General features: G+C 67.1%; 26 protein-coding genes and 2 pseudogenes. 11 read left to right on the top strand and 17 right to left on the bottom strand.

The features are described 5' to 3' along the window. Positions 1 to 7: 7 nt before the first annotated feature. From ACQR3U_RS17610 to ACQR3U_RS17595, 4 genes and pseudogenes are all read right to left on the bottom strand, one after another. Complete coding sequence (locus ACQR3U_RS17610) at positions 8 to 211, bottom strand: zinc-ribbon domain-containing protein (RefSeq protein WP_024100896.1); 204 nt, start codon at positions 209 to 211, stop codon at positions 8 to 10. A gap of 133 nt (positions 212 to 344) precedes the next feature. Then, positions 345 to 1,751: a cytochrome P450 gene (locus ACQR3U_RS17605; protein ID WP_230811023.1), complete on the bottom strand. Its 1,407-nt coding sequence runs from the start codon at positions 1,749 to 1,751 to the stop codon at positions 345 to 347. Positions 1,752 to 1,815: 64 nt separating this feature from the next. Further along, positions 1,816 to 2,586, bottom strand: a complete 771-nt coding sequence (locus ACQR3U_RS17600) for a hypothetical protein (RefSeq protein WP_019289378.1) — start codon at positions 2,584 to 2,586, stop codon at positions 1,816 to 1,818. A gap of 295 nt (positions 2,587 to 2,881) precedes the next feature. Further along, positions 2,882 to 3,385 (bottom strand): annotated as a pseudogene (locus tag ACQR3U_RS17595) (DUF2470 domain-containing protein); the annotation flags it as partial. A gap of 49 nt (positions 3,386 to 3,434) precedes the next feature. On the opposite strand from ACQR3U_RS17595, the gene ACQR3U_RS17590 reads away from it, so the two are divergent. Continuing rightward, positions 3,435 to 3,884, top strand: coding sequence for a cupin domain-containing protein (locus tag ACQR3U_RS17590; protein WP_033098208.1), 450 nt, complete (start codon positions 3,435 to 3,437; stop codon positions 3,882 to 3,884). 568 nt (positions 3,885 to 4,452) lie between these two features. Beyond that, on the top strand, positions 4,453 to 6,711 hold the full coding sequence (locus tag ACQR3U_RS17585; protein ID WP_230811024.1) for an NADP-dependent isocitrate dehydrogenase: 2,259 nt from the start codon (positions 4,453 to 4,455) through the stop codon (positions 6,709 to 6,711). A gap of 76 nt (positions 6,712 to 6,787) precedes the next feature. Here ACQR3U_RS17585 and ACQR3U_RS17580 read toward each other — a convergent pair whose 3' ends face one another. From ACQR3U_RS17580 to ACQR3U_RS17570, 3 genes are all read right to left on the bottom strand, one after another. After that, the gene (locus ACQR3U_RS17580) at positions 6,788 to 7,372 is read right to left on the bottom strand and encodes a PadR family transcriptional regulator (RefSeq protein WP_006552020.1); all 585 of its coding nucleotides are present in this window, start codon (positions 7,370 to 7,372) and stop codon (positions 6,788 to 6,790) included. A 19-nt stretch (positions 7,373 to 7,391) separates the two neighbouring features. Next, on the bottom strand, positions 7,392 to 8,381 hold the full coding sequence (locus ACQR3U_RS17575) for an NAD(P)H-dependent flavin oxidoreductase (RefSeq protein ID WP_019289383.1): 990 nt from the start codon (positions 8,379 to 8,381) through the stop codon (positions 7,392 to 7,394). 187 nt (positions 8,382 to 8,568) lie between these two features. Further along, positions 8,569 to 9,657 (bottom strand): helix-turn-helix transcriptional regulator, encoded by a 1,089-nt coding sequence (locus ACQR3U_RS17570; RefSeq protein WP_230811025.1) that lies wholly within the window; start codon positions 9,655 to 9,657, stop codon positions 8,569 to 8,571. An 87-nt stretch (positions 9,658 to 9,744) separates the two neighbouring features. On the opposite strand from ACQR3U_RS17570, the gene ACQR3U_RS17565 reads away from it, so the two are divergent. Together ACQR3U_RS17565 and ACQR3U_RS17560 are read left to right on the top strand one after the other, a co-directional pair. Then, positions 9,745 to 10,203 carry a hypothetical protein gene (locus ACQR3U_RS17565; protein WP_039587265.1) on the top strand — a complete coding sequence of 153 codons (459 nt, stop codon included), beginning with the start codon at positions 9,745 to 9,747 and terminating at the stop codon, positions 10,201 to 10,203. Then, positions 10,200 to 10,604, top strand: a complete 405-nt coding sequence (locus ACQR3U_RS17560) for a DUF1304 domain-containing protein (RefSeq protein ID WP_230811026.1) — start codon at positions 10,200 to 10,202, stop codon at positions 10,602 to 10,604. The genes ACQR3U_RS17565 and ACQR3U_RS17560 overlap by 4 nt, the downstream gene beginning before the upstream one ends. A gap of 161 nt (positions 10,605 to 10,765) precedes the next feature. Here ACQR3U_RS17560 and ACQR3U_RS17555 read toward each other — a convergent pair whose 3' ends face one another. Then, positions 10,766 to 11,737, bottom strand: a complete 972-nt coding sequence (locus ACQR3U_RS17555; protein WP_230811027.1) for a pirin family protein — start codon at positions 11,735 to 11,737, stop codon at positions 10,766 to 10,768. Positions 11,738 to 11,881: 144 nt separating this feature from the next. On the opposite strand from ACQR3U_RS17555, the gene ACQR3U_RS17550 reads away from it, so the two are divergent. The 3 genes from ACQR3U_RS17550 to ACQR3U_RS17540 all read left to right on the top strand — a co-directional run bounded on the left by ACQR3U_RS17550 (position 11,882) and on the right by ACQR3U_RS17540 (position 14,303). Further along, positions 11,882 to 12,721: a MerR family transcriptional regulator gene (locus ACQR3U_RS17550; RefSeq protein ID WP_039587267.1), complete on the top strand. Its 840-nt coding sequence runs from the start codon at positions 11,882 to 11,884 to the stop codon at positions 12,719 to 12,721. Then, complete coding sequence (locus tag ACQR3U_RS17545; protein WP_006552029.1) at positions 12,718 to 13,554, top strand: hypothetical protein; 837 nt, start codon at positions 12,718 to 12,720, stop codon at positions 13,552 to 13,554. The genes ACQR3U_RS17550 and ACQR3U_RS17545 overlap by 4 nt, the downstream gene beginning before the upstream one ends. A 152-nt stretch (positions 13,555 to 13,706) precedes the next feature. Beyond that, positions 13,707 to 14,303, top strand: a complete 597-nt coding sequence (locus ACQR3U_RS17540; RefSeq protein WP_332108758.1) for an oxygenase MpaB family protein — start codon at positions 13,707 to 13,709, stop codon at positions 14,301 to 14,303. Between the two features lie 7 nt (positions 14,304 to 14,310). On the opposite strand, the gene ACQR3U_RS17535 is transcribed toward ACQR3U_RS17540, so the two are convergent. Continuing rightward, the gene (locus tag ACQR3U_RS17535) at positions 14,311 to 15,618 is read right to left on the bottom strand and encodes an alpha-hydroxy-acid oxidizing protein (RefSeq protein WP_230811029.1); all 1,308 of its coding nucleotides are present in this window, start codon (positions 15,616 to 15,618) and stop codon (positions 14,311 to 14,313) included. Positions 15,619 to 15,747: 129 nt separating this feature from the next. On the opposite strand from ACQR3U_RS17535, the gene ACQR3U_RS17530 reads away from it, so the two are divergent. The 4 genes and pseudogenes from ACQR3U_RS17530 to ACQR3U_RS17515 all read left to right on the top strand — a co-directional run bounded on the left by ACQR3U_RS17530 (position 15,748) and on the right by ACQR3U_RS17515 (position 19,586). Further along, complete coding sequence (locus ACQR3U_RS17530) at positions 15,748 to 16,413, top strand: class I SAM-dependent methyltransferase (RefSeq protein ID WP_230811030.1); 666 nt, start codon at positions 15,748 to 15,750, stop codon at positions 16,411 to 16,413. A 178-nt stretch (positions 16,414 to 16,591) separates the two neighbouring features. Continuing rightward, positions 16,592 to 17,440 (top strand): annotated as a pseudogene (gene rsgA / locus ACQR3U_RS17525) (ribosome small subunit-dependent GTPase A); the annotation flags it as partial. 726 nt (positions 17,441 to 18,166) lie between these two features. After that, the gene (locus tag ACQR3U_RS17520) at positions 18,167 to 18,976 is read left to right on the top strand and encodes a glycoside hydrolase family 19 protein (RefSeq protein ID WP_230811032.1); all 810 of its coding nucleotides are present in this window, start codon (positions 18,167 to 18,169) and stop codon (positions 18,974 to 18,976) included. A gap of 58 nt (positions 18,977 to 19,034) precedes the next feature. Then, positions 19,035 to 19,586, top strand: a complete 552-nt coding sequence (locus ACQR3U_RS17515; protein WP_230811033.1) for a dihydrofolate reductase family protein — start codon at positions 19,035 to 19,037, stop codon at positions 19,584 to 19,586. Positions 19,587 to 19,655: 69 nt separating this feature from the next. Here ACQR3U_RS17515 and ACQR3U_RS17510 read toward each other — a convergent pair whose 3' ends face one another. The 8 genes from ACQR3U_RS17510 to ACQR3U_RS17475 all read right to left on the bottom strand — a co-directional run bounded on the left by ACQR3U_RS17510 (position 19,656) and on the right by ACQR3U_RS17475 (position 25,932). After that, positions 19,656 to 20,360: a DUF899 domain-containing protein gene (locus ACQR3U_RS17510; protein ID WP_064852875.1), complete on the bottom strand. Its 705-nt coding sequence runs from the start codon at positions 20,358 to 20,360 to the stop codon at positions 19,656 to 19,658. A 123-nt stretch (positions 20,361 to 20,483) separates the two neighbouring features. Beyond that, positions 20,484 to 21,416 carry an energy-coupling factor ABC transporter permease gene (locus ACQR3U_RS17505; protein WP_037216621.1) on the bottom strand — a complete coding sequence of 311 codons (933 nt, stop codon included), beginning with the start codon at positions 21,414 to 21,416 and terminating at the stop codon, positions 20,484 to 20,486. Next, positions 21,403 to 22,134, bottom strand: coding sequence for an urease accessory protein UreD (locus tag ACQR3U_RS17500; RefSeq protein ID WP_230811034.1), 732 nt, complete (start codon positions 22,132 to 22,134; stop codon positions 21,403 to 21,405). Before ACQR3U_RS17500 ends, ACQR3U_RS17505 begins: the two co-directional genes overlap by 14 nt. Positions 22,135 to 22,136: 2 nt before the next feature. Beyond that, the gene (gene ureG, locus ACQR3U_RS17495) at positions 22,137 to 22,895 is read right to left on the bottom strand and encodes an urease accessory protein UreG (protein ID WP_230811035.1); all 759 of its coding nucleotides are present in this window, start codon (positions 22,893 to 22,895) and stop codon (positions 22,137 to 22,139) included. Further along, positions 22,888 to 23,583 (bottom strand): urease accessory protein UreF, encoded by a 696-nt coding sequence (locus ACQR3U_RS17490; RefSeq protein ID WP_230811036.1) that lies wholly within the window; start codon positions 23,581 to 23,583, stop codon positions 22,888 to 22,890. Before ACQR3U_RS17490 ends, ureG begins: the two co-directional genes overlap by 8 nt. After that, positions 23,583 to 25,283: an urease subunit alpha gene (locus ACQR3U_RS17485; protein WP_230811037.1), complete on the bottom strand. Its 1,701-nt coding sequence runs from the start codon at positions 25,281 to 25,283 to the stop codon at positions 23,583 to 23,585. Before ACQR3U_RS17485 ends, ACQR3U_RS17490 begins: the two co-directional genes overlap by 1 nt. Positions 25,284 to 25,287: 4 nt before the next feature. After that, positions 25,288 to 25,617: an urease subunit beta gene (ureB, locus tag ACQR3U_RS17480; protein WP_024100932.1), complete on the bottom strand. Its 330-nt coding sequence runs from the start codon at positions 25,615 to 25,617 to the stop codon at positions 25,288 to 25,290. A gap of 12 nt (positions 25,618 to 25,629) precedes the next feature. After that, on the bottom strand, positions 25,630 to 25,932 hold the full coding sequence (locus ACQR3U_RS17475; protein WP_006552043.1) for an urease subunit gamma: 303 nt from the start codon (positions 25,930 to 25,932) through the stop codon (positions 25,630 to 25,632). Positions 25,933 to 25,936 lie beyond the last annotated feature (4 nt).

Raw genomic sequence — 25,936 nt, 5'->3', positions numbered from 1 at the left:
ACCGGGCTCACATCTCCACGGCGGTACCGCAGATCCCGCACTGCTCCAACTGTCGGCGGCCCCACCGCGCGACCGGCACGAAGAACAGCGTGAACTGCTTGGACTCCCGGATCCGGAGCCACTGCGTGGTGTTGTGGCAGCGCGGACACGTCCGGTTCTGCCCTGGACCGAGATTCTGTCGCTTGGTGCCGAAGCCGAAGAGAAGGAACATCGTCCGAGCATAGAGCGATGACGTGTGGTCTTTCAGTGCATGATCGGAAGGGTCGCCGTGCTCGTCGCCACCGATCGGCCAGCCTCTGTCGACGACCCGACCGCCGGCCCGATTGCCGGGGCGACGCGACGGATCAGGCGGGGGAGAGCCGCACCCGTAGGTCACGGGGCTTCAATGTGATCGCCTCGTGAACGTCGAGTTCGTAGCCCGGTTCCGGAGCGAAGTCGTACCGCCGGATCAGCGACGCGAGCGTGAGCACCGCCTCGTGCAGCGCGAACTGCCGACCGATACAGGCCCGGATGCCGGTGCCCCACGGTTTGAAGATGTGCGCCGGCCGTTTGCGCACGGCCGCGGGCTCGAACCGGTCCGGGTCGAACCGCTCGGGATCGTCGCCCCACAGCGGGTCGCGGTGCAGTTGCGGCAACAGCACGAACACCCACGAACCCTTCGGCAGCGGCCGTCCGCCGAGGGTGGTCTCACCGCGTACCTTGCGGAAATAACCCGGGGCGGCCGGCCACAACCGCAGCGTCTCGTCCACCACCCGCCGCACATACCGCAGCTTGGCGACCTGCTCGTACCCGATCCGGCCGTCGGCACCTACGACCTCGGTGATCTCGTCGCGTGCCTTCGCCACCACCTCGGGATGTCGGCTCAGGAAATGGACCGCGAACCCCAGGGTGGCCGCGGTGGTCTCGTTACCCGCGACCAGGAAGGTCAGCACCTGATTGCGGATCGATTCACGGTCGAGCTGCTCGCCGGAGTCGGGATCGACGGTGTGCATCATCAGGTCCAGCAGATCGCCGTGCTGCTCGCCGGAGCGCATCCGCTCCTCGACGATGCGATCGACCGTCTCCTGCATCAGCGCGATGTCGTGTTCATGCTGCTCCCTGGCACTGCGGCCGAACAGTGTCCGGAGGATGGGGATGTCGTTCGACGAACGGTTGATGTACTCGAGCGCCCGGCTCATCGCCGCGATGAACGGATCGGGTTCAGTGCGGCCGAACGAGTCGAAGTCGTAGCTGAAGCCGCACCGGCCGATAACGTCGAAGGTCAGCGACGTCATGCTCTTCGGCACGTCCACATACTCGCCGTCGGCCGCTGCGCTGTCCCAGCTGTCGACCAGTCGGTCGACGACGGTGAGCATCGAGTCGTGATAGCCACGCATCGCGGCCTGGCTGAAGCCAGGCCCGAGGATGTTGTGGGCTTTGCTCCAGTTCGGTTCGGAGTTGAACGCGGTGAACAGTCCGTCGCCGGCGATGACGCGAAGCTTGCGCAGCGGCTTGCCGAGGAACTTCGCCCACTTCTCCTCGTCGTTGACCTCGCGCACCAGATCGGCGCCCGAGACCACGATCAACCGGTGCTGCAGGATCTTGCGTTCGAAGATCCCACCGAGTTCCTGTGCCATCTGCATCTCACGCTGAACCGGCTTGGCCACGTCGATGCTGAGCAGATCACCCACCAGCGGCAGTCTCCATCGCGGCTGTGGAATCGGCTGCGCGCCGGTCGTCATGGTGATGCTCGTCGTAGTCGGTGACCCCATTCTGCGAGTGTGCATCAGCCTCCACGGGACGATTCGGGCGGCCTCACCGCGACGCCCAAGAGGATCAGAACAATCGCGGAGTCGCGTGCGACCCGTCCCGGGCTTCGCAGATTCGGGCGTGCCACCGGTCGACGAGCCACATCTCGACCATCTCCGGACGCGTGGCGATCAACGACGCCCACATGTTGAGGAGTTCGAGGTACCGGTGATAGCGCCGCAGCGTGAAGTCGGCGACCGACGGATCCTCGAGCCACCCTTCGTGGATGAGCGTCGACACCGCGTGCTGATCGAGAAGTTGCGCCGGGCCCGCCTCGGTCCGCACCTCGACCGCCCACAGATAGGTCGCCAGGAGCGATACGCCGACGCCGGGGGTGTCCGGCCATCCGGACCAGGTCTGCCGCGCGGTGTCGGGTAGCGACTTGGTCTTCGCGCAGTAGTCGAGGACTCCCTTGATCTTGGTGAACCGGTCCCGGTCCTTCGGGGCGTGTGCGTCGCGGACGTCCGGAAAACGTCGGGCACCGCGTCGTCGCGGATGTGCGCTGCGCCAGGCCGCGCACAGGAACAACAGCCCCAGACCGGCGTGGTCGGCTTCGATCAGTTCACTGTCGAGGCGGAGGTCGTTGCGTTGGACGATCGCGTCGCCGTCGTCGATGATCCGTCCGTCGAGATTCCGTCCCCGGAGGCGGATATCGTGCCCGGTCCGTTCGAGGTGGCTGTTCCACCATTTGAGGTCGACAGTGACGCCCTCGTCGAGCACCTGCAGGTCGAACGAGCGTGCCCGGCACCACTCGGAGCACGCTTGCGGAGGCTCGAACCCCTGGTCGTACGGATGCATTCTGTGGACATTGCCACGAGTGGGCGGCGATTCCCGGGCAGGACACGCGTGTGGGGCCGACCTGTTCCCCGCCTGTAGCAGCACGTGGGCCGCCACGACCGTCCGAGGATATCGGTAGACCGGAACGACGCGGCGAAGAGAGCGTGAACCGCATGAGACCCTTCGATGTCACCGACGCCCTCGCGCTCGCCGCCCGGCACGACCTGCACCTGTCGGCGTCACGGTGAACGAGGCGGGACTCGACTACCGTGTCGCCCTCGCCGCCGACGTCGATGCAGACGGACGTGTCCACGACGGTCTGGCGGTGCGCCGCGCGAGCAAAAGCAACTGTTGCTGAGCGCAATTCGTAGTCGGAGTCGGGCGGTGACAGATAGCCGGCATGCGTCATGGCTCGCCCACGCGGCGTGGTGACATCGAGGTCGAGGCCGTATCGGTCGGCTCCGACACAGGTTGCCGCCTCCGCATCCGGGAACCCGCCGAGCTTCCGGGCCATCGCCAGCAGCGCGTCGGCGTGATCGTCGTTGAGATGCGCGATCGCACGAGCTGCCGACGGGGTCACAGAATCCGGCAATGCTTCGGCATAGTCCTCGGCGGTGGCCGGATCCATCCGCCCGTACCCACCGACCCAGCGCACGCGCCGAACCCGAAGAACCCAGAGCGTGAAGTCGCTGAAATCGATGTACACGCGGGTCCCGGGGACAGCGGCCAGGTGGGCTTCGCGCGCGGCGGCCAGTTCCTCGCCTTCGGGCCGCTCGACGTACCCGGCGACAGTGACGCGGGTGCAGGCGAGCGGGTCGCAATGCGAGCTGTCCTGCAGCAGTGTCGTGTAGACGGTAGCGTCCGTGCGCATGAAGCGCTCTGTGCAGGGTGTACTCGCGGCGACGGCATGTGCAGTAGCGGTGGCGATACCCGGGTGGGCCTACGCCACTCCGAGCGAGGGCATCTCAGGGGTGACATGGGTGGACATCGAGGTGCCACCGGGACTGCTGCCGTTCGTACCCGACGGCGTGCACGCCGTGGCTCGGGAGATCACCATCGAACCGGGCGGTAGCACCGGTTGGCACTATCACGATGGTCCCGTGCTCGGCATCGTGCGGGCCGGCACCTTGACGCATCCTGAAGGAGACTGCGAGCCTGTCACGTTCGAGACCGGTGATTTCATCAACGAACCCTCGGGTCCGGACCATCTGCACGTCGGTCGCAATCTCGGCACGGAACCGGTGATCCTCGACGTGGTGTACCTCGTGCCGATCGGGTCGCCGCTGTTCGAGGATGTTCCCGCGCCCGCCTGCGATTGATGTCGGAGTAGTGGCGGGCTCCTGTCGGTAAACGCTCGGGTCGAGTCGTCGGCGAGAAATGTGAAGTACTTCATCGGGACGCAGGCGTGCGGTTCCCTCTCGGGTCCGCGGTCGTCTCCCCCAAGCAACGATCGACGAACCTCGATTCTCGACGGAACGATCGTCCTCGCCGACAGCATCTTCCGGCGTCGGCATTCGAGCCGCGATCGGGCGGACGAGGGATCGCAGTCCGGTTCGACAACGGAATCGCTTGTGACAGTAGTCTTCCCACTGCTTGTGAAGACTTCTTTCCTGACGGCGATGCTGTGCGCCGGTCGCACCCGCGTTACGACAGGTCGAGGGGCCATCGAAGCGGTGGCTCGCAGGACTGCGGCGTTCTCGGTCGCGAGCGGACATGAGGTCGACGGTTGGGCGCCCGAGGGGCCGTCGAAGCCTGTCGGCGGAGTTCGAGTTACCGGCGAGTAAATGTCGTTCTCGAGTTCTCGCACGTAGCCTGATACCCGATGCAATCCCGCACGCGGAGCATTTCGTGAGGCGGACCGGACCGACGTAGGGAGTCGAGACAAGAATGAGCGCCGACAAGCAGTCGACCATTATCTATACGTTGACCGACGAGGCGCCGTTGCTTGCGACCTACGCCTTCCTGCCGATCGTGCGTACCTTCGCTGGAGCCGCGGGCATCGAGGTCGAGACCAGCGACATCTCGGTGCCGGCGCGGATCCTGGCCGAGTTCCCCGAGCACCTCACGGAAGAGCAGCGCGTCCCGGACAACCTGGCCGAGCTGGGTCGTCTGACGCAACTGCCCGAGACCAACATCATCAAGCTGCCCAACATCAGTGCGTCCGTGCCGCAGCTCCTGGCTGCCATCAAGGAACTGCAGAGCAAGGGCTACCAGGTCCCGGATTTCCCGGACGCCCCGAAGACGGACGAAGAGCGTGCCATCCGGGAGCGCTACGGCAAGATTCTCGGCAGTGCGGTCAACCCTGTCCTGCGTGAGGGCAACTCCGATCGGCGCGCACCCCGGGCGGTGAAGGAGTACGCCCGTAAACACCCGCACAGCATGGGCGAGTGGTCGATGGCCTCACGCAGCCACGTCGCGCACATGCGGCACGGCGACTTCTACCACGGCGAGAAGTCGATGACGCTGGACCGGGCGCGCAAGGTCCGGATGGAGCTGGTCACCAAGGAGGGCGAGACGATCGTCCTCAAACCCGAAGTGGAGCTGGGTGAGGGCGACATCATGGACAGCATGTTCATGAGCAAGAAGGCGTTGCTCGAGTTCTACGAGGAGCAGATGGAGGATGCGCGCAAGACGGGCGTGATGTTCTCCCTTCACGTCAAGGCGACGATGATGAAGGTCTCGCACCCCATTGTCTTCGGCCACGCGGTGAAGACCTTCTACAAGGACGCCTTCGCCAAGCATCAGAAGCTGTTCGACGAATTGGGCGTCAACGTCAACAACGGTCTCGGCGACCTGTACGACAAGATCGAGACGCTGCCCAGTACGCAGCGCGACGAAATCAAGCAGGACCTGCACAACTGCCATGAGCACCGTCCCGAATTGGCCATGGTCGATTCCGCACGCGGCATCTCCAACTTCCATTCCCCCAGCGATGTCATCGTGGATGCCTCGATGCCCGCAATGATTCGCTCGGGCGGCAAGATGTACGGCGCCGACGGACGACCCAAGGACGTCAAGGCGGTCATGCCGGAGTCCACGTTCGCGCGCATCTACCAGGAGATCATCAACTTCTGTAAGACCAACGGCGCGTTCGACCCGACGACCATGGGTACCGTTCCCAACGTCGGTCTCATGGCGCAGAAGGCCGAGGAGTACGGCTCGCACGACAAGACCTTCGAAGTTCCGGAGGCGGGCGAGGCCAACTTCGTCGATGCCGAGACCGGTGAGGTGCTGCTCACCCAGCACGTCGAGGCGGGTGACATCTGGCGCATGTGCACCGTCAAGGACGCGCCGATCCGCGACTGGGTCAAGCTCGCGGTCACCCGGGCACGCAACTCCGGTATGCCGGTCCTGTTCTGGCTCGACCCGTACCGCCCCCACGAGAACGAGTTGATCAAGAAGGTCGAGCTGTACCTGCAGGATCATGACACCGATGGCCTCGACATCCACATCATGTCGCAGGTGCGCTCGATGCGGTACACGCTGGAGCGGCTGAACCGCGGAATGGACACCATCGCCGCGACCGGCAACATCCTGCGTGACTACCTCACCGACCTGTTCCCCATCCTCGAGCTCGGTACGAGCGCCAAGATGCTGTCGATCGTGCCGCTGATGGCGGGTGGCGGCCTCTACGAGACGGGCGCCGGCGGGTCGGCGCCCAAGCACGTCAAGCAGTTGGTGGAGGAGAACCACCTGCGCTGGGATTCGCTCGGTGAGTTCCTGGCGTTGGCCGTAAGCCTGGAGGACCTCGGCATCAAGACCGGCAACGAGCGCGCCAAGATCGTGGCGAACGCGCTCGATGCAGCGACCGGCAAGCTGCTGGAGACGAACAAGAGCCCGTCGCGCAAGGTCGGCGAGCTCGACAACCGGGGCAGCCAGTTCTACCTCGCGATGTACTGGGCACAGGAGCTTGCCGCGCAGACCGAGGATCCGGAACTCGCAGAACAGTTCGCCCCGCTGGCCGAGGCACTGGCCAGGGACGAGGGCACGATCGTGCGAGAGTTGAACGAGGTGCAGGGCGCGCCGGTCGACATCGGCGGCTACTACCGGCCGGACAGGGACAAGACCGTGGCCGTGATGCGGCCGAGTCGGACCTTGATCACCGCGCTGACGGCAGTCGACCCTGAGGCCGGAAACGCACCGTGACAGGTAGACCTGCCTCCGTGTAGACAAGCCGACCTCCCTCGCGTGGTACGCCTCGGCCCGGTTCTCGTGTTCCGGTCTACGGGACCGTTCCGCTGCGGTCGGCGGAGGAATCCGGTGTCGGGTCGAGCCGGTCGATCGTGTCGAGCGCCTCGTCCAGCCAGGTCAGCCACGTTTCTTCGAGGAGGATGCCGAGGCGGAGCACGAGATGTTGCAGGGTGCTCCGCGCGTCGCCCCGGACCTCGACGAAGTCGCGTTGCTCGATGGCGCGATACTGCTCGAGCATCGCCGTCCGGTAGGCGCGTTGATGTTCCAGCGCGGGACGCGCGGCGTCGGGATCGTCGAGCGCCGCGGCCGCGCGCAGGCGCACGGAGACACCGGAGCGCACCACGTCCGGATCCTCGATCTCGGAGATCCAGCCGCGCAGCAGTCGGCGACCGTCCGCTGTGATGGTGAAACGTCGGGGCTGACCGCGACCGGGTTTTCCGTCCGTCGGGACTTCACGGATCAGGTCGCCCGCCCGCATCCGGTCCAGTTCTCGGTAGATCTGCTGGTGGGTCGCGGGCCAGAAGTACCCGATCGACCGGTCGAAGCGCCGCGTCAGTTCCAGTCCGGTGCTGTCGCGCTCGACCAGTGCGGTGAGGATGGCGAACCTGAGAGACACCGCGTCAGCCTAGGTCACGCTATCCGGCGTCGATCATGGCGACTCGGCGTCGTTCGAGGGACGTCCACGCCAGCTCGTACTCGTCGCGGAGTCGTTGGACGAGCTCGCGGGCGGGGACGACGGACTCGATCGCGCCGAGGCCCTGGCCGGCGCCCCAGATGTCGCGCCAGGCCTTGGCGCCGGTGTTGCCACCGGACCCGAAGTTCATGGCGGACGGATCGGACTCGGGGAGGTCGTCGGGGTCGAGTCCGGCGGCGACGATGCTTCCCCGCAGGTAGTTGCCGTGCACGCCGGTGAACAGGTTGCTGTAGACGATGTCCTTGGCGGTGCTGTCGACGATCATGTTCTTGTAGTCGTCGGCGCTGCGGGCCTCCTCGGTGGCGAGGAAGGCTGTGCCGGCGTAGGCGAGGTCGGCACCGGCGGCCTGGGCAGCGAGGATCGAGCGGCCGTGGGCGATGGAGCCGGACAGCAGCAGGGGGCCGTCGAACCACCGGCGGATCTCCTGGAGCAATGCGAACGGTGACTGCGTCCCGGCGTGGCCGCCGGCGCCTGCGGCGACGGCGACGATGCCGTCCGCGCCCTTGTCGATCGCCTTGTGCGCGAACTCGTTCGAGATCACGTCGTGGAGGACGATGCCGCCGTAGGAGTGAACAGCCTCGTTGACCTCCTCTCGGGCACCGAGCGAGGTGATCACAATGGGGACCCGATGCTCGACGATCACCTCGAGGTCCTGCTCGAGTCGCTCGTTGGAGCGGTGCACGATCTGGTTGACGGCGAACGGCGCGACGTACTCCTCGGGGTGGCGCACCGCGTAGTCGGCGTTGCTCTCGGTGATCTGCTGCAGCCAGTCGACAAGCATCGACTGGGGACGGGCGTTGAGTGCCGGGAACGATCCGACGACTCCGGCCTGGCACTGGGCGGACACCAGTTCCGGTCCCGACGCGATGAACATCGGGGAAGCGACCAGGGGCAGGCTCAGCGGGCCGGACAGGATCGGTGGCAGCGTCATGGTGTGTTCCTTCTTCGTCTAGGGCGGTCCCTCTCACGCCAGACTATGTGCAACAAGGTGCAAAAAACAACGGGCCGACGTCACCTGCTCTGGAACAGAGGGATTTCGGGCGTGGCGGCTGCATGCACCGAGTGGCACTGTGGCATACAACGAGCAACCCCGCTCAATGTGTAGTGAGCGTGATCGCTCAGTGCGCGGACCTGATCGTCGGCGTGTATGGGGGCGACAGGGACGGTCGGGGCATCTGCCGGCCGGCCAACCGAGCGACGAGTTCCGCGCGACTACCCGCCCCCGTCTTCGCATAGACGGATCTGAGATGGTCGTGCACCGTGTTCGGCGTGATGCCCCGGTGTCGAGCGATCTCGGCCGTCGACAGTCCGTTCAGCACGTCGGTGCACACTTCGCACTCGCGGGCGGTCAGCGCGTACGCGGCGAACAGCATGTCTGTGAGTTCACTGTCGGCCGCGGGTTCGATGGTGACCGCCGTGCGGGCCTCGTCGCCGTCGGCGCTCAACGGCGCCGCACGGACGACGATCCAGCCTCCGCCGTCGTTGCGGATACGTGCCCGGAACACCCCGGTCGTACTCGCCCGAGCCCCGAATGTTGCCGCCCGCAACAGCAGCGCCAGTCGCACCGGACCGGCGAGCCGATCCTCCCAGATCCGCGCCGCGACCGTCGATGCGACCGGCTCACCCGCGGGATCCGTCACGATCACGGCAGGACCGGGATCGGCTCCGGGGCGTGCGTGCAGGGTGTGGACGGCGGCCACCCGGGTCGCAACCGCCACCGCCGGTGCGGTCATTGTCAGGAACTCCAGTTCCCGATCCGTGAAGTCCGGACCCGAGCGGACGAAACCGGCCGCTCCCCAACACAACCCGTCCACTGTGAAGACGACTCGCACCTCGCGGTCGAGTCCGAGTGGACGCCATACCGCAGCGTTCCGGAGGCTGTGGGCGACTTCGGTCGACGGTAGATCCGAGGCCCGCACCACTGTTCGTCCACTGCGGGCGATGTCTGCGAAGGTTGCGGGATCGTGTCCACCGCATTCCGATTCCGCGAGCAGTGGCTCGTACTCACCGGGAATGCGGTTGCGCCCACTGGTCATCGAACCGAACGCCAGGGTCAGGGGATCGAACAGTGCCCAGCACGTCAAGTCGCTGCGTACGGTGCGATCGACCAGTTCGATGGCACGCTGGTGCAGTGCGGTGACGCCGACGCCGGTGCCCGCGAACTCCAGGATCTCGCGGCGTAGGCGCTCCGCCCGCACTTCGAGCATGAACCCAGTATGCGCTGGATCCGGAAGACGGAGCATCCCCGATTCAGGGGATGGTCCGGCTGTTTCCGGATCCATAGCGTCGCAGTTGTGTCCACGATCGATCTCCAACGTGCCAGTACGGGCGGGCAATTGTCGGTGCCGGATGCCGTCGTCACCGTGCTGTCGTCCGGTGAACAGACCGGCGACGCCTACGAGCTCATGCTGGTCGAGGCGCCCTGCAGCAGCCCACCGCCGCTGCACTCCGAGCCCTGGCCCAAGACCTACCACCTCCTGCGCGGCCGGATCCTCGTCCTCCTCGACGGCGAGGGCTGCGAACTCGCCGCCGGTGACACGCTCACCATCGCGGCGGGAACGATGAACAGCTTCTCGGTGCTCACCGACGACGCGGCCTTTCTCCTCGTCTGCTCCGGGACCGGGATGAGCGGTTTCTTCACCGACCTCGACGCGCTGGGGGAGGAGCACCTGCCCGAGGATGCACTGATGAGCAGGTTCGGGCAGATCGCCACCCGTTACGGAATCCGATTCGCCGAGGAGGTCTCGCCATGATCGTCGTTGCGCAACTCGCGGCCCTGGTCGCTGCCGCGGTGCACCTGATGGTCTTCGTGTGGGAGACGATCCTGTTTCGCCGTCCGAGCATCCACTGGGGCGTGTTCCGCGTCCCCGCTGCGGATGTTCCACCGGTGCGGATGTGGGCGTTCAACGTCGGCTTCTACAACCTCTTCCTCGGATCCGGAGCGCTCGCCGGCATGATCCTGTGGTGGACCGGGCACGAAACCCCGGGCCGCACCCTCGTCGTCTACACGTGCGCGTTCATGTTCCTGGCCGGCATGGCATTGTTCGCCTCGGACCGGATGGCGATGAGCCGTCGACGAGGTACCGGGGTGGTGGGGTCGCTGTGTCAGAGCGTGCCGTCGCTGGTCGCGCTCGTAGCGCTGGCGCTGGCGTAGAAGCGGCGCGGCCGACGATTTGGTGTTCTCGACCTCGCTCAGCGCGGTCGAGAACACCGGATTCGTGGCATGCGTGAGGATGAACCCGGTGCACGGTAGCCGACTTGGGTGGCTTCAACCCCGATCTCCGGGGTCGAAGCCACCCTAACGCAACTACCCATCTAGGCATTTTCGTCCGACGGGCGCACGGCGGGAATGGAACCGAATCGCCCGGCCTGGAAGTCCTCCATCGCCTCGATGATCTCGGCGCGGGTGTTCATGACGAACGGACCCGCCATGACGACGCGTTCACGAATCGGCTTGCCACCGAGCACGAACACCTCGAGGGCGTCGGTGCGCGAATCCTGTGTCGCGGCAGCAGAGATGGTCAGGCTTTCACCCCTACCGAAGACGGCGGTCTGTCCGGTCCGGATCGGGCGGTGTTCCGGTCCGACCGCGCCATCACCGGCGAGCACGTATGTCAGGGCGTTGAATTCGGGGTTCCACGGCAGGGTGACGCTTGCTCCCGGCGCCACGGTCGCGTGCAGCAGGGTGATCGGTGTGTGCGTCGAACCGGGGCCACGGTGCCCGTCGAGTTCTCCGGCGATCACCCGGATGAGCGCGCCGCCGTCGGCCGAGGACAGCAGGGCGACCGCGCCGCCGCCGATGTCCTGATACCGCGGGGCGACGAACTTCTCGGCCTTGGGCAGGTTCACCCACAGCTGCACGCCGTGGAACAGTCCACCGCTGACCACGAGATGTTCCGGTGGTGCTTCGATGTGCAGAATGCCGCTGCCGGCGGTCATCCACTGGGTGTCGCCGCCACCGATCGTGCCGCCGCCTCCGTGGGAGTCGCGGTGCTGCATGATGCCGTCGATCATGTAGGTGACGGTCTCGAAACCGCGGTGCGGATGCCAGGGGGTGCCCTTCGGTTCGCCGGGCGCGTAGTTCACCTCACCCATCTGATCCATGTGGATGAAAGGATCGAGGTACTTCGTCTCGATGCCCGCGAACGCACGGCGGACCGGGAAGCCTTCGCCTTCGAAGCCGCGCGGTGCAATGGTCACGGACAGGACGGGGCGCGAGAGTGCGTCGGGTGCGGGCTCTTCGACGCGAGGAAGAGCGAGAACGTTGTCGACGGTTACGGCAGGCACGGTAACCCCTCTCGGTCATGTAGTTGATCTGTCAACTATCTTACTGCACTCAACCGCAGTCCTTCTCGGGTTGTTCCCACCCCGATGTGCGCCGCCGCATTCATGGCTTGACCCTGACGTAGCGTCAGGGTCGATGCTGAAGCCATGAGGATCAGCGACTTGGCCCAGGCCGCGGGAACCACCGTTCGCGCCGTTCGGCACTACCACCGGCTCGGGCTCATGCCCGAACCCCCACGGGCACCCAACGGATACCGAGACTACGAACTCGCCGACCTGGTGCGTCTGCTGCGCATCCGCTGGCTCGCCCAGTCGGGTGTTCCACTGGGTGCGGTGGCGACCGTCCTCGGCGGCCACTTCACCGACGGCAGCGACCGAGATGCCGAGTCCGATCTCACCGCAGACCTCGAATCGCTGCTCGAGGCGGCAGACAATCAGATCCGGACGCTGCAGGTCAAACGTGAGGCACTCGCCGCGATTCTCGAGCGTCACCGCGCCGGCGACCGGCTCTCGCCCCTGCCGTCACCGATCGTCGACGCGTTCGACGAACTCATCGACGGCGAAGACGACCCGCACACCCGGACGCTGTTCGTCCGCGAACGCGACAGCTGGGAGATGCTCGCACTCACCGGGCAGGCCTCACCGGAGTATCTCGACGCCATGCGAACCCTGCTCGACGACCCCGAACAACGGCACGCCATGGTCGCCGTCTACCGACGCTTCGGTGCACTTGCCGGACAAGATCCCACCGCGGCAGCCGACGAGGTCAGCGCCGTCATCGACGGCATGACCGCCTTGCTCGACGACATCCCGATCATGGCGGAGGTGCTCGGTTCGTGGGCAGCCGAGGCGGCAACTGCCCTCGAATCGAACACCGAGGTGCTCGCCGAGTTCCTTCCGGACCCGGCCCAGCAGGCCGTCGCGATCGGGTTCGTCCGGCGCGTCGCCGCACAGTCGGGACCGCAGCAGGACGGAGCGCGGGCATGACTGAGCGCACCGTCCGGCTCGTCCACCGAGCCGCTCTCGTCCTCACCGTGGTGGTGGCCTGTACGAACGCCCTCCTCGTTGCACTGGGCATCCTCACACCGGTGACAGCACTGAAGGTCTGGCTCGGATTCGAGCTACCTCTGGGAATCCTGGTGCTGATCGTCGGCGCACTGCGGGTTCGAATCCTGCGCCGATCCGGAACACCGTGGGCGGGGGTGCTCGACGAACTCGTCGGCCGCGTGCCCGGGGCCCTGATCCGCGCAGAGTTGAGAAGCTACCGCGCATTGTGGTTCCTGATACGAGGACGTCGGGTCGGCGCCGGACCTGAGGTGACGACGATCGGTTACACCCGCGGCACGATGAGCGTGCCGATCGCGTGGCTCGTGGCGTCGGTCATCGAAATCGCGGTGGTCCACATACTCGTGCCGTGGGAATGGCTGCGCTGGACGTTGCTGATCGTCTCGGTGTACTCGCTTCTTCCTCTCGCAGGGTGGCTCGCGGATCGTGTCGTCAACCCGCATCTTCTGACACGGGACGGCCTCGTCCTGCGCTCCGGACATCAGGTCGTGGCACGTATCGACGCCGACAACCTGCAGCGATGTATCCCGCGCCATCGCTTCCAGCCGGCGGAGACGGGTGTGGACGGCGAGGTGCTGTTCCTGCCCGGTCCCGACGGCACCAATCTCGATCTCGTCCTCGCGGAACCCGTCGAGGCCCTCTTGCCGGCCTTCTTCGAACATCGCCGCCGTCCAGCGCTCGTGAACCGGTTCGCGATCCATGTCGACGATCCCGCAGCGGCGCGCCGAGTGCTCGACGCCGCGCTCCTCGCCTGACGAGACGAGGGTGAAATCGCGGTGCTGGCACGTGACTTCGCGACGACCACGCGTTTGTCGCCGATACGCTGGGCCGGCTCGCGATCGACAGCCCGGCCGCGGAGCGGTTACGGGACACGACGGGGGTGTTCCTGCGAACCGGCGGAAGTTATGTGCAGACCTCCGAGGAACTCGTCCTCCACCGCAACACCGTGAAGTACCGGCTGCACACCGGCACGACGTTGCGCGCAGACGAGCCCGTATGGATCGACTGGACTCACAACGCTCTCGCGTTCGCGCTGCTGCGTGGTGCGGAGGCTTTCGGCCTCGACCTGGCCCCCGCCGAACAGGACAAGTTCGTCGTCGAACAGCACATCGCCGCAGAGCTCGTCGGCGCAGACCCGGCCCGTCTTCCCGCCACCCGCGCCGACCTCGAGGCGTACGTCGACGAGCAGCGCCACTGGTTGTCGCTGTCGCTCGCCGCCGCCGAGGTGACGCACGCGCTCCGGAAGCCGAACCTGTGGGGCAATCCGGTGAAGGTGTTCACCTTCGTCGTCATGCAGGACGACATGTTGTCGCTGCTGCCGGAGTGGGCGCGCCTGATGTACGGCATCGAGGGCCGCCCGATGAACCTGGGCGCCGCCGCGCGCACCACCAAGCGGCTCATCGGCATCGCCCGCAAGAACGAGTCGTACGACAGGATGGTCGCCGAGATCACCACGCGCATCGACGAGACCCCGTACCGCAAGGTGCGTGCGCGCAAGGCCTGACCCTGTTTCAGAAGGAGGGATTCGGCCGGACGAACCGTTCGTCGATATCGGCGACCGAACGGGCACCGGTCAATGCCATGGTGAGGTCGAACTCGGCGATCACGTTGCGGACCACCTCCTCGACGCCCTGCCGACCCGCGATCGCCAGTCCGTACATGTAGGGCCGGCCGAGGAGTACGGCGTCCGCGCCGAGCGCGAGCGCGACGAAGACATCGGCGCCGCTTCGGATCCCGCTGTCCAGCAACACGGTCGGCTCCCGGCCGATCGCGGCACGGATGTCGAGCAGAGCATCGAGTGAGGCGATCGATCCGTCGACCTGGCGTCCACCGTGGTTCGACACGACGAGGGCGTCGACGTCGAGGTCGACGGCGCGACGCGCGTCGTCCGGATGCAGAATTCCCTTGAGTACGATGGGAAGTCGCGTCCGATCCCGCAACGTCGCCAGATGCTCCCAGCTCAGTCCCGGATTGGAGTAGATGTCGAGGAAGGTCTCCGCGGCGGCGCGCGGTGCGGGGGAGCGGAGATTGTCGAGGAATCGACCCGGATGGTTGCGGGTCATCGACAGCAGTGTGCGGATCGCGCCGAACGTGACATCGGGTCGCTCCGTCAGCGTGTCGCGGGCGGCGTCGATCCGCTGCCGGACGATGTCGAGGAAGCGGGGATCCGAGGTGTACTGGGCGATGCCCTCGCCGCGTGCGAACGGCAACGACCCGAGATTCAGGTCCTGCGGACGCCATCCCAGCATCGTCGTGTCGAGGGTGACAACGACGGCCTCGGCGCCCGCCGCTTCGGCCCGCCGCAGCAGGCTGTCGACGAGATCCTCGTCGGAACTCCAGTACAGCTGGAACCAGCGGGACGCAGAGCCCATTGCGGCAGCGCAGTCCTCCATGGAATTGCAGCCCTGATTGGAGAAGATGTACGGCACGCCGGTCGCGGCGGCCGCCCGCGCGATCGCCAGGTCGCTGTCCGCGGCGATCAATGCTCCCGCGCCGATCGGTGCCAGCAACAGCGGTGAGGACAGCGACGTGCCTGCCGCGGTCGTACTCAGGTCGCGTTCGGTGACTCCGTGGGCCATGCGCGGGACGATCGCCCATCGGTCGAACGCACGCCGATTGTTGCGCATCGTGCGTCCCTCGCCGGCGCCGCCCGCGACATACGCCCAGGCCCGCTTCGAACTCGCGCGTCGCGCGGCGTGTTCGAGATCGCCGAAGGACGTCGGGACGGCCGGACGCCGGCCCAGCGCGCCGTTGCGGTACACGGCCCCCTGACGTTCCCGGCCGGGGCCGGCGGGTGCAGATGCGGCAGTTTCGGTCACGAGTGAGTTCCCCTCTCGAACGGTGGCGCTTGTCGATCCTTCCTCACGAACCCGGCCGAGTGAACCGGTTACCGGTGTCGAATTCGGAATCGGTGCGGTGGATCCGGCGGCGGGCGTACCGTCGGATCCATGACCGAGGACGGCCAGGTTGCACCGTGGGACGACATCTACCGGGGCGTCGCCGAAGGGTTTTCGGGCCCCGTACCCTGGAACATCGGCGAACCCCAGCCCGAGATCGCCCGATTGATCGACGAGGGCGGATTCCGTAGCGACGTGCTGGACGCAGGCTGTGGGCATGCCGAGACCTCCCTCCGTCTGGCGGCACAGGGATACACCGTGGTCGGTCTCGACCTGTCGCCCACAGCCATCGAGGCCGCTCGGGCCGCGGCGGCGGAGCGGGGCCTGACGACCGCGACCTTCCAGGTGGCCGACATCAGCTCGTTCACGGGTTTCGACGGCCGGTTCGCGACGATCGTCGACAGCACCCTGTTCCATTCGCTGCCCGTGGACCGGCGCCGTGCCTACCTGAGCGCCGTCACCCGTGCCACTGCTCCGAACGCGTCCTTCTTCGTCCTTGCCTTTTCGAAGGACGCCTTCCCCGAAGAGGGCCAGGGACCCAATCCCGTGACGGACGACGAGCTACGCGACGTGGTTGCCGAGTTCTGGACCGTTGACGACGTGCGGCCGGCCTTCATCCACGCATTTCTCGGCGACGAAGAGGCTGCCGCGTGGCAACGCGACGACAAGGGCCGTTCGATGCTCCCGGCCTGGTTGCTGTCGGCCCACCGCGATTGAGCGGTGCACGCGGAAGTTCGATTGCATTGCCGGGGTGCGAAGTTCACCATCGGATCTGTCGGAGCGGACCACCCGCGCCTCGTCATGATCCAGGAGTCACCGTGCACCCCGATGTCCCACCCGGAACCGATCCGCTGGTCGGGTACGGACAGCGCGCCACCACGTCTGCACCGGCGACTGGGTGATCGTGCGCGAACCGGCCACCGAAGGCGATATGACCGGCGGGGTCTGTGCGGTGATGCCGCGTACCGGCGCGATTCGTCGTGCCGACGCGTCGGGGCGTTCGGAAGAGCAGGTTCTCGCTGCCAACGTCGACACCGTCGTGGTGACGGTCGCATCCGACAACCTCGATCTCGATCGCATGGAACGTCTGCTGGCGCTGGCCTGGGACAGCGGCGCGCAACCGGTAGTCGCCCTGACGAAGGTCGACATCGCCACCGAAGCAGTATTCGAGCAGGTCGCCGTGGTCGCACCCGGAGCGAGCGTGGTCGAGGTCTGTGCGCCGAATCGATCCGGCCTGAATGAACTGCGCGAGGTGCTCCACGGCACCGTCGTGTTCGTCGGAGCGTCCGGCGCCGGGAAATCGACGCTGGTCAACGCGCTGTGCGGTCGCGACATCCAGGCGACGGCACCGGTGCGCCAGGGCGACGGCAAGGGCCGGCACACCACGACCGATCGGGAGATGTTCCCTTTGGGCGGCGGCGTGACCCTCATCGACACTCCGGGGTTGCGGGGTATCGGGATGTGGGACGCCGGTGCCGGCATCGCCTCCGCCTTCCCCGAGATCGATGAGCTCGCTCAGTACTGCCGCTTCGCGGACTGTGCGCACGAGACCGAACCGGGATGCGCGGTTCGTGCCGCTGTCGACCGCGGCGACCTCGATGCCCGGCGAGTGGAGAGTCATCGCAAACTGCGACGTGAGAACGAATGGATCGCGGCCCGGTCCGATGCCCGATTGCGGCACGAGCGAACCCGTGAGATCAAGGTGATGAGCCGCGCGATCCGGGCGTACTACCGCGACCGCTGAGTGTTCTCGGCGCGGCATACAGGGCGGTCGGTACCGCTCCGCGCAGTTCGCGCGATGAACCGGGGCTTGCTACTGCAGCACGCCGCGCCGACCCGCTTCAGCGCGCTGATCATGGAAGACCCGACCGAACGGTCGGGGTCTTCGACCTGTGTGAACATACCAATCGGTACTTCCTGCTCGGGTCGTCGTATTGTGAACGCGGACGGTCTCGGTCGGCGTGCAGCTACGCGTTATCGAGGTGTGTCGTCGGACACGAAATGATTACGACCCGGCTCGGGGGTGTACACCTCCTCGGTCGAATCGAACCGGTCTGTTCCCGAGGGGGGCGACCCATCGCGGCCTCGATTCGACCATCTGCGGGACGAACCTTCGGCGCGTGCGGTTTCGTGATCGAAGGTGCTGCTGCGCAACTAATTCGGTGAGAGTGCAGCGATCCTCGGTGGACAAGGGGCAGGATCGGCCAGGTACCGCTCCGGCAGGTTCTCGCTGGGCCGGCCGGATGCGATCGCCGCAATGATCGACTTCCGAGTATGGCACGCACCACTTTTATTGGTTCGGATGGCGTCGGCCACGATCGCTTGAAAACCTCTCGACCTGCGACGTTACCTGGTTGTGACCTGATGGTCGCGTGTTGGCCCTCCGTGCGGTGGTAACGATCCCGCCGGTGATGCCCGCGGCCCCGTTCGAAGGCCGAACCCAGCTTCGGCGAATCTTGGAGCACGACCCTTGTCCGTTTCATCATTGCGCCGTTTCCGTGCCGCGGTCGCCGCCGCGGCCGTCCTCACCGCCGCGCTCGGCGTCGGTACCTCCGTCGCCCACGCCGACACCGCACCCACCACCCCTGCACCTACCCGTTTCCAGGAGCCCCGCGGCCTGCTCCGGGCGCTCGACTTCGACGCCCTGGCCGCCGACGGCTGGACCGTGACCGACGACGAGGAAGAGGCCGAATCCGCAGAGGCGACCGAGGTGGTCGAACTCGTCGCCGAGACGACTCCTGCGCCGCTCCCCGCCGTCACACCCGAGGAACTGACCCGCATCGTGCCGGGCATCCCGGCGGAGAAAGTCGAGCAGTTCATCGCGCCGCTGAACGACGCGATGGCGCGCAGCGGCATCGACAACCCGGTCCGTCAGGCGGCGTTCATCGCCCAGCTGGCCGTCGAATCGGACTCCTTCCGCACCTTCGAGGAGTACGCGTCCGGTCGCGCATACGAGGGTCGCGCCGATCTCGGAAACACCCATCCCGGCGACGGTGAGCGCTACAAGGGTCGCGGCGCGATCCAGATCACGGGCCGTCACAACTATGAGAAGGTCAGCGAGCACATCGGCGTCGACTTCGTCGCGCACCCCGAGCTGCTCGCCGCGCCGGAGAACGCCTTCACCACCGCCGCCTGGTACTGGACGTCGCGCAACCTCAACGAGATCGCGGACACCGCAGGGATCGTCCGTGTGTCCGAGCTGGTCAACGGCGGTCACCATGCCCTCGGTCGCCGCATCGACGAGTTCGAGCGTGGTCTGGACGTGCTGCTCCAGCCGTAAGCCCGACACGGTCGCACCGGGCCGATGAGTTCGGGGTGCGCCGACGGTCTATCGGAGCATGAGAACACTGATCTACGACTTCGGCGTGTCCCTCGACGGTTACATCAACGACCGCGACGGCAATATCGACTGGACCGACCCCGACGACGAACTGCACCAGTTCCACAACGACCGGTTCCGCCGGCTCGAGCTCTCGTTGCACGGCCGGCGGATGTACGAGCTGATGGCCGAGTACTGGCCGCACCTGCCCGAGGACGCCTCGCCCATCGAACGCGACTTCGCCGAGTTGTGGACGACTACGCCCAAGGTCGTCTTCTCCCGCACCCTCACCGAGGTCCACTGGAACAGTCGCCTCGTCAGCGACGACGCGGTGGAGGAGGTGCGCAGGCTCAAGGCCGAGGGAGACGGCGTCATGGAGGTCGGTGGGGCGAACCTCGCCGCGTCGCTGATCCCACACGGTCTCATCGACGAGTACCAGGTGTTCGTCTCACCCGTCCTGCTCGGTGGTGGCACACCGATGTTCCCGCTCCTGGAGAAGCGCGTGGATCTGCGCCTGGTCGAGACCCGACAGTTCACCACCGCCGTGATGCTGCGCTACCTTGCCGACTGAATTCCTGTGACACACCGGTTCGCACGTACCAGGCGCGTGACGGGGTCGCGTCCACCATGTCATCCGCTTTCACCGCGCGCCGGTGCCCGGACCGTAGAGTCGCGCCACATCGGGGGAATCGAGCCACCCCGAATAGGTCGGCGACTGCGGCCAGCCCTCGGGCGAATCCTGCCATTCCTCCTGACGACCCCACGGAAGGATGTCGATCAGCGCGAAGGTGTAGCTGAGCTGCTCGGTGCCGCGGCCGGTGGTGTGCCAGGTGCGGTAGACCGTGTCGCCGTCGCGCAGGAACACGTTGACCGCGAACCCTCCACTGGGAGGTGCGTCGACGTCGGCGCCGAACGAACTCTCCGACGACGAGTACCACTCCATCGTGTTGCCCACCTTCACCTTGTAGGTGAGGGCTTCGTCGATCGGCCCGTTGGTGACGACGACCATGCGGGCGTCGTAGTTGTCGAGGATGCCGAGCCGGGTCCACTGCGTCGTGAGACTCGTGCATCCACCGCACTGCCATTCGGCACCGTCGGACCACATGTGGTGATAGGTGATGAGCTGCGAGCGGCCCTGGAACACATCGACGAGCCGGGTCGGGCCGTCGGCGCCGATCAGCGTGTAGTCGGGCAGTTCGATCATCGGCAGCCGGCGGCGCTGCGCTGCGATGGCGTCGAGCTCGCGAGTGGCGGCCTTCTCCCGTCGCCGTAGGTCGTCGAGCGCCGACCGCCATGTCTGCTCGTCGACGATCGGTGGAAGGGCGCGGGTGGTCTGCTGGGTCATGACGTCTCCCGGAGTCGGACGGATCCGTTCGCGAATGTTGACCGGGGGCATGCCCGAAACTCATCGAGCCCCTCGATCGGAGTGTTCCGACAGAGGGGCTCGATGCGGCGCGTCCCGTGACGGTTACGCGCCCTGGCGGACCGGCGTGCGGCCCATCGCGGCGAGAGCGGCGCCGAGCACCGCGGTGGCGGCGAGCCCGGCCAGTGCCGCGAGGAACTCGGTGCCGCTGAGCGTGCCGTAGTCGGCGAGGCCGGGAAGACCGGCGAAGGCAGCGTCACCGACCGGCAGCGAATAGGCACCGACGATGTGCTCGAGACCGTCCGGGTTGCCGGACGCGACGAGCGCCAGCGCGCAGGCGCTGACCACGCCCAGACCGCCGATCGCCGCGAGACCACGTCGGACGGCAACGGGAGTGACGGAAGGCCGTGCGTCCCACGCGGCGACGCCGGGCGCGAACGCCATCACGGTGCTCAGCACGGCGGCGGTGATGAGGGCTTCACCGAGACCGATGGTCAGGTGGACCGCGGTCAGTTCGCCGATGAACGCTGCTGCGGCGCCGGTTCCGACGGTCGACGAATACGCGACGCCGAGAACCGCGGCACTCACCGGCACGGACAGACCGGCGCTGACGGCGGCGGTGGTCCGCGCCAGCTTCCCGAGGCCGAGTCGCTCGGCGCCGATGCGGACGGCCGCGGTGACGAGGACGGGCAGCACCGCCATCAGCAGCACGTTCACTCCGAGCGCGTTGATGCCGCCGTCTGCGAATAGCAACGCCTGCACGCCGACCACGGCGGTCATCGCGAGAAGGGCGAGCCGGGGCCCGAGGAGCGCGGTCGCGAGTGCGCCGCCGATGAGATGGCCGCTGACGCCACCGGCGATGGGGTAGTTGACCATCTGGGCGCCGAAGATCATCGCTGCGGTCGTGCCCGCGAGAAGGGTGTCCCGGGTCGTGATGCGCGGGCGCCCGGCGGTGGCGGCGAGGACGACCGCACCGGTGGCGATCGCCGCAGCGGGCGCGGTGACGCTCATGGGGAGGAAATGGTCAGGGACGTGCATGGGTGAGACTCCCTTCGAGGGTGGACGGGTGAACGTGTGTAGAGCGCCAGGAGCGCCAGGTCGACTCGAGAGGCGAGGAGTGGGCGTCGGCGCCGAGGAATCGCAGCAGGCTGCCGGGCCTTTCGAGTTGGACGACGCCGTCGCCCTCGGCGCGTCGCCCGTAGGTCGCGATGACGTCGTGCACCCGCGCCGAACCGAGGATCCCGGGTTCGGGGAACGCGCCGTGCGTGTTCAACTCCTCGACGAAGAGGGGACGACGATCGAGAGTGACCGAGGTACGGCTGCGGATCGCACCTCCGGTTTCTCCGTGGCGCCCGAGGACGAGGGTCTCCCGCATGCTCGCGGCGGCGTCGGAGGCGAGTTCGATCCGGGTGTCGCGGAGCACGCGGGCGCCGGTGGCGATCACGAACGGGTAGGTGTCCCATACGAGGGTGCCGCCCTCGGCGACGGTGATCCGCACGTCCCACCGGGACAGCCGGTTGTCGGCGTCGTAGGCGACGGTGCCACCGATGTCCTGTAGTTCGAGTGTGCATCCGGCGTCGATGTGGACGTCGACGGTCACCGAGTCACCACCGAGCAACAACGCGCCGGCGGCGACGAGGGCGACCCGCGCGTGGTCCGGACCGACCTCGACCGTGCGGGGGACGAGCATGCCCGCCCGCAGGGTCAGTCGTGCCCGGCCTGGTGCGCGGTCGATACGGATCGTGGTGCGGGACATGATCAGTCGTGCGTGCGCGCGACGACGTGATCGTGGCTGTGACCGTGACCGTGCCCATGGCTGTGATCGTGGTCGTCGTCCTCGTCGGCGTGGAAGTGCGGAGCCATCGGACCGGGATCGACAGGAGTGTGCGACCCGGTTCGGTGGGCTGCCAGCATCTCGCGCACCCAGTCACCGAGCGCCTGCACCGATGCGGCGTCGGTCCGGGACAGCGCCAGCACCGGTCCGCCCTCGCGGGCCTTCTCGGCGTCGGCGACCATCTGGGGCACGTCGACACCCACATAGGGTGACAGATCGGTCTTGTTCACCACGAGCAGGTCGGCGCGGCTGATGCCCGGACCGCCCTTGCGGGCGACGTCGCCACCGCCCGCGACATCGAGCACGAAGATCTGCGCGTCGACGAGCGCGGGGGAGAAGGTCGCGGTGAGATTGTCGCCGCCGCTCTCCACCAGCACCACGTCGAGCGGCGCGAAGTCGCGTTCGAGATCCTCGACGGCCAGCAGGTTCATGGTCACGTCGTCGCGGATTGCGGTGTGCGGGCACGCACCGGTCTCCACCGCGCGGATGCGCTCGGGATCGAGCACGCCGGCCGAGCGGAGGAATCGGGCGTCCTCGTCGGTGTAGATGTCGTTGGTGATCACGCCGAGCTGCAGCTCGGACGCGAGGGTGCGGCAGATGGTCGCGATCAGCGAGCTCTTGCCCGTGCCGACGGGACCGGCAACGCCGAGACGGAGCGAACGGGTGGTGATGTGTTCAGGCACGGAACAGCCTTTCTGGAGCGGATGCGTGGGCTTCGGCCCACAGTTCGGTCTGGGGACCACCGGTGGCCGGGATGTCCGCCGGATCGGTGAGAGCGGACAGCTCGGCGATGAGAGGTTCGAGATGAGCGCAGGTCTCGAGCGCCCATCGCGAACCGATGGCCGGGTCGGTGGGGTGCAGTTTGAGGAAGGCCGCGACGATCGCCTGCGCCTCCTCGTACAACACCAGTCGGGCGGTGTCGATCGCCGGGATGCGCGCGAGCGCCGCGATGGCCCCGACGACCAGTCCCCGCGACGGTCGCGGGGTCCGGGCGTCGAGGTCGTCGAGAACGGTGGAGGGCCACAGGTTCCGGGCCAGTCGCAGGTAACCGCGGGCCAGCAACCGGGACGCGTCGCGCTGGGCCGGGCCCGGAGTGCGCGCCGCCCAGTGGTCCTCGATCTCGTCGATCCGGAGCGCCGGGGCGGTTCCGGCATCGGAGTCCACGGCGTGCCGGGTGACCACGGCGACGCCGGCCTCGACTGCCGCCGAGGTGCGCAACCGCGCGACGAGGAAGCGACGCACCTCGGCCGGCGACATCCCACCCTGGAGCGCCGGTTCGAGCCCGCCCGAGTTGACGTTCCCGCCGACCGGCGCGCGCCCGTCTGCGAGGAGGAGCAGCACTGTGGTGGGGGACAGAGTATCGGGCAACATCAGAACATCGAATACAGCTGCGCGAGCGGCAGTTCGGTGGCCGGAGCCGGAACGACCCGCTCGCCGTCGATGTCGATGTCGAAGGTGTCGGGACGGATCTCGATGCACGGCAACACGTCGTTCTGCTTCATGTCGGCCTTGCCGATGTGCCGGGTCGGCCGCAGTGGTAACAGTCTGCGGCGCAACCCGAGTCGTTCTTCCAGACCGTCGTCGAGGGCGGCGGGGGAGACGAACGACACCGATGTGTGCGGGGCGAGCGCATCGCCGAACGCCGGTCGCTGCAGCACCGGCTGCGGTGTCGGGATGGATGCGTTGGGGTCGCCGAGTGCGGCCCAGGCGATCGATCCGCCCTTGATGACCAGCGACGGCCGGATACCGAAGAACTTCGGATCCCACAGCACCAGATCGGCCATCTTGTCGACCTCGATCGAACCGAGTTCGTGGTCGACACCATGCGCGATCGCAGGGTTGATCGTGTACTTCGCGATGTAGCGGCGGGCCCGTTCGTTGTCGGCGGGCATGCTGCCGTCGAGCGCCCCGCGCCGATTCTTCATCACGTGCGCGACCTGCCAGGTGCGGGTGACGACCTCACCGATGCGACCCATCGCCTGGGCGTCGGACGAGGTGATCGACAGCGCGCCCATGTCGTGCAGGATGTCCTCGGCCGCGATGGTGGTGGCCCGGATCCGGGACTCGGCGAACGCGAGGTCCTCCGGGACGGCGGGGTTGAGGTGATGGCAGACCATCAGCATGTCGAGGTGCTCGTCGACGGTGTTGATCGTGTGCGGCAACGTCGGGTTGGTCGAGCCCGGGATGATGTGCGGCAATCCGGCGATGCTCAGGATGTCCGGGGCGTGCCCACCTCCGGCGCCTTCGACGTGGAAGGCGTGGATCGAGCGGCCACCGATCGCGGCCAAGGTGCTCTCCACGAAGCCCGCCTCGTTGAGCGAGTCCGAGTGCAGCGCGACCTGCAGTCCGTGCTCGTCGGCCGCGCGCAAAGCCGCATCGATCGCGGCCGGTGTGGAGCCCCAGTCCTCGTGCACCTTGTACCCGGCGGCTCCGCCGAGGGCCTGCTCGCGCAGCCCCGCAGCGGAGACGGTGTTGCCCTTGCCGAGCAACAGCACGTTCACCGGCAGCACGTCGAGCGCGCGGTGCATCTGCATCAGATGCCACGGACCCGGCGTGACGGTGGTGGCCTTCGATCCCTCGGACGGGCCGGTTCCGCCGCCGGCGATGGTGGTGATGCCGGTGGCGAGCGCCTCGACGATCTGCGACGGCGACAGCAGGTGCACGTGCGAGTCGAAGGCGCCCGCGGTAAGGATGCGACCTTCACCGGAGATGACGTCGGTGGACGGGCCGATCTGAAGCTTCGGGTGCACGCCGTCGGCGATGTCCGGGTTCCCGGCGCGGCCGAGGGCGACGATGCGACCGTCGCGGATGCCCACGTCGGCGCGCACGATGCCCCACCAGTCCAGCACGATCACGTTCGTGATGACGGTGTCGGGAGCACCCTCGGCCCAGGTCGTCACACCTTGGGCCATCGATTCGCGGATGGACTTGCCGCCACCGAAGACGGCTTCCTCACCACCGAAGGTGCGGTCCTCCTCGATCTGGATCCACAGGTCGGTGTCACCCAGACGTACCTGGTCGCCCACCGTCGGTCCGTACAGTGCCGCGTACTCGGCGCGTGTGATCTCCACGTTCTCAGTCCTCCTGCTTCCGCACCTGGATGCCGGGTACGACGCGTCGCCCGCGCAGGGCGACGGCGTCCAGTTCGCGGCTGCTGCCGGGTTCGAATCGCTGCGAGGTCCCCGACGGGATGTCCAGGCGGAAGCCCTGCGCGCGTTCGCGGTCGAATTCGAGGGCTGCGTTCGCGTCCGGCAGGTGGATGTGCGATCCGATCTGGATGGGACGGTCACCGGTGTTGAGGAAGACAAGGGTGATGCGCTCGTCGTCGGAGCGATCCGCGTTGAGGGTGAGGGAGCCCTCGGCGACGCGAATCGCTCCGGGTCCCGAAGTCGGTCCGGATGCCATGTCGGGCTCCTTTCAGGAAATCGGGTGGTGGATCGTGACGAGCTTGCGTCCGTCCGGGAAAGTGGCCTCGACCTGCACGTCGGTCAACATCTCGGCGACACCGCCCATGACCTCGTCGCGGGCGAGGACCTCGCGGCCCTTCACCATGAGGTCGGCGACATCGGCGCCTTCGCGTGCCCGTTCGATCACCCAGGTGGACAACAGGGCAACGGCTTCGGGATAGTTCAGTCGGACGCCGCGGTCCCGCCGGTCGCGCGCCACCATGCCGGCGACGGCCAGAAGGAGTTTCTCGGTGTCGGCGGGAGTCAGCTGCATGTAT

The organism is Rhodococcus sp. IEGM1339 (assembly GCF_050321925.1).
Classification (GTDB): domain Bacteria; phylum Actinomycetota; class Actinomycetes; order Mycobacteriales; family Mycobacteriaceae; genus Rhodococcus; species Rhodococcus pyridinivorans.
Note: the sequence above shows the minus strand (reverse complement) of the source record. Positions and strands in the feature narration are given on the sequence as shown.

Bases quoted from the DNA above. Each gene is read 5' to 3' on its own strand.
- ACQR3U_RS17610 (WP_024100896.1), bottom strand. From the start codon at position 211: ATGTTCCTTCTCTTCGGCTTCGGCACCAAGCGACAGAATCTCGGTCCA.
- ACQR3U_RS17605 (WP_230811023.1), bottom strand. From the start codon at position 1,751: ATGGGGTCACCGACTACGACGAGCATCACCATGACGACCGGCGCGCAG.
- ACQR3U_RS17600 (WP_019289378.1), bottom strand. From the start codon at position 2,586: ATGCATCCGTACGACCAGGGGTTCGAGCCTCCGCAAGCGTGCTCCGAG.
- ACQR3U_RS17590 (WP_033098208.1), top strand. From the start codon at position 3,435: ATGAAGCGCTCTGTGCAGGGTGTACTCGCGGCGACGGCATGTGCAGTA.
- ACQR3U_RS17585 (WP_230811024.1), top strand. From the start codon at position 4,453: ATGAGCGCCGACAAGCAGTCGACCATTATCTATACGTTGACCGACGAG.
- ACQR3U_RS17575 (WP_019289383.1), bottom strand. From the start codon at position 8,381: ATGACGCTGCCACCGATCCTGTCCGGCCCGCTGAGCCTGCCCCTGGTC.
- ACQR3U_RS17570 (WP_230811025.1), bottom strand. From the start codon at position 9,657: ATGCTCGAAGTGCGGGCGGAGCGCCTACGCCGCGAGATCCTGGAGTTC.
- ACQR3U_RS17560 (WP_230811026.1), top strand. From the start codon at position 10,200: ATGATCGTCGTTGCGCAACTCGCGGCCCTGGTCGCTGCCGCGGTGCAC.
- ACQR3U_RS17550 (WP_039587267.1), top strand. From the start codon at position 11,882: ATGAGGATCAGCGACTTGGCCCAGGCCGCGGGAACCACCGTTCGCGCC.
- ACQR3U_RS17545 (WP_006552029.1), top strand. From the start codon at position 12,718: ATGACTGAGCGCACCGTCCGGCTCGTCCACCGAGCCGCTCTCGTCCTC.
- ACQR3U_RS17530 (WP_230811030.1), top strand. From the start codon at position 15,748: ATGACCGAGGACGGCCAGGTTGCACCGTGGGACGACATCTACCGGGGC.
- ACQR3U_RS17515 (WP_230811033.1), top strand. From the start codon at position 19,035: ATGAGAACACTGATCTACGACTTCGGCGTGTCCCTCGACGGTTACATC.
- ACQR3U_RS17510 (WP_064852875.1), bottom strand. From the start codon at position 20,360: ATGACCCAGCAGACCACCCGCGCCCTTCCACCGATCGTCGACGAGCAG.
- ACQR3U_RS17505 (WP_037216621.1), bottom strand. From the start codon at position 21,416: ATGCACGTCCCTGACCATTTCCTCCCCATGAGCGTCACCGCGCCCGCT.
- ACQR3U_RS17500 (WP_230811034.1), bottom strand. From the start codon at position 22,134: ATGTCCCGCACCACGATCCGTATCGACCGCGCACCAGGCCGGGCACGA.
- ACQR3U_RS17490 (WP_230811036.1), bottom strand. From the start codon at position 23,583: ATGTTGCCCGATACTCTGTCCCCCACCACAGTGCTGCTCCTCCTCGCA.
- ureB (WP_024100932.1), bottom strand. From the start codon at position 25,617: ATGGCATCCGGACCGACTTCGGGACCCGGAGCGATTCGCGTCGCCGAG.
- ACQR3U_RS17475 (WP_006552043.1), bottom strand. From the start codon at position 25,932: ATGCAGCTGACTCCCGCCGACACCGAGAAACTCCTTCTGGCCGTCGCC.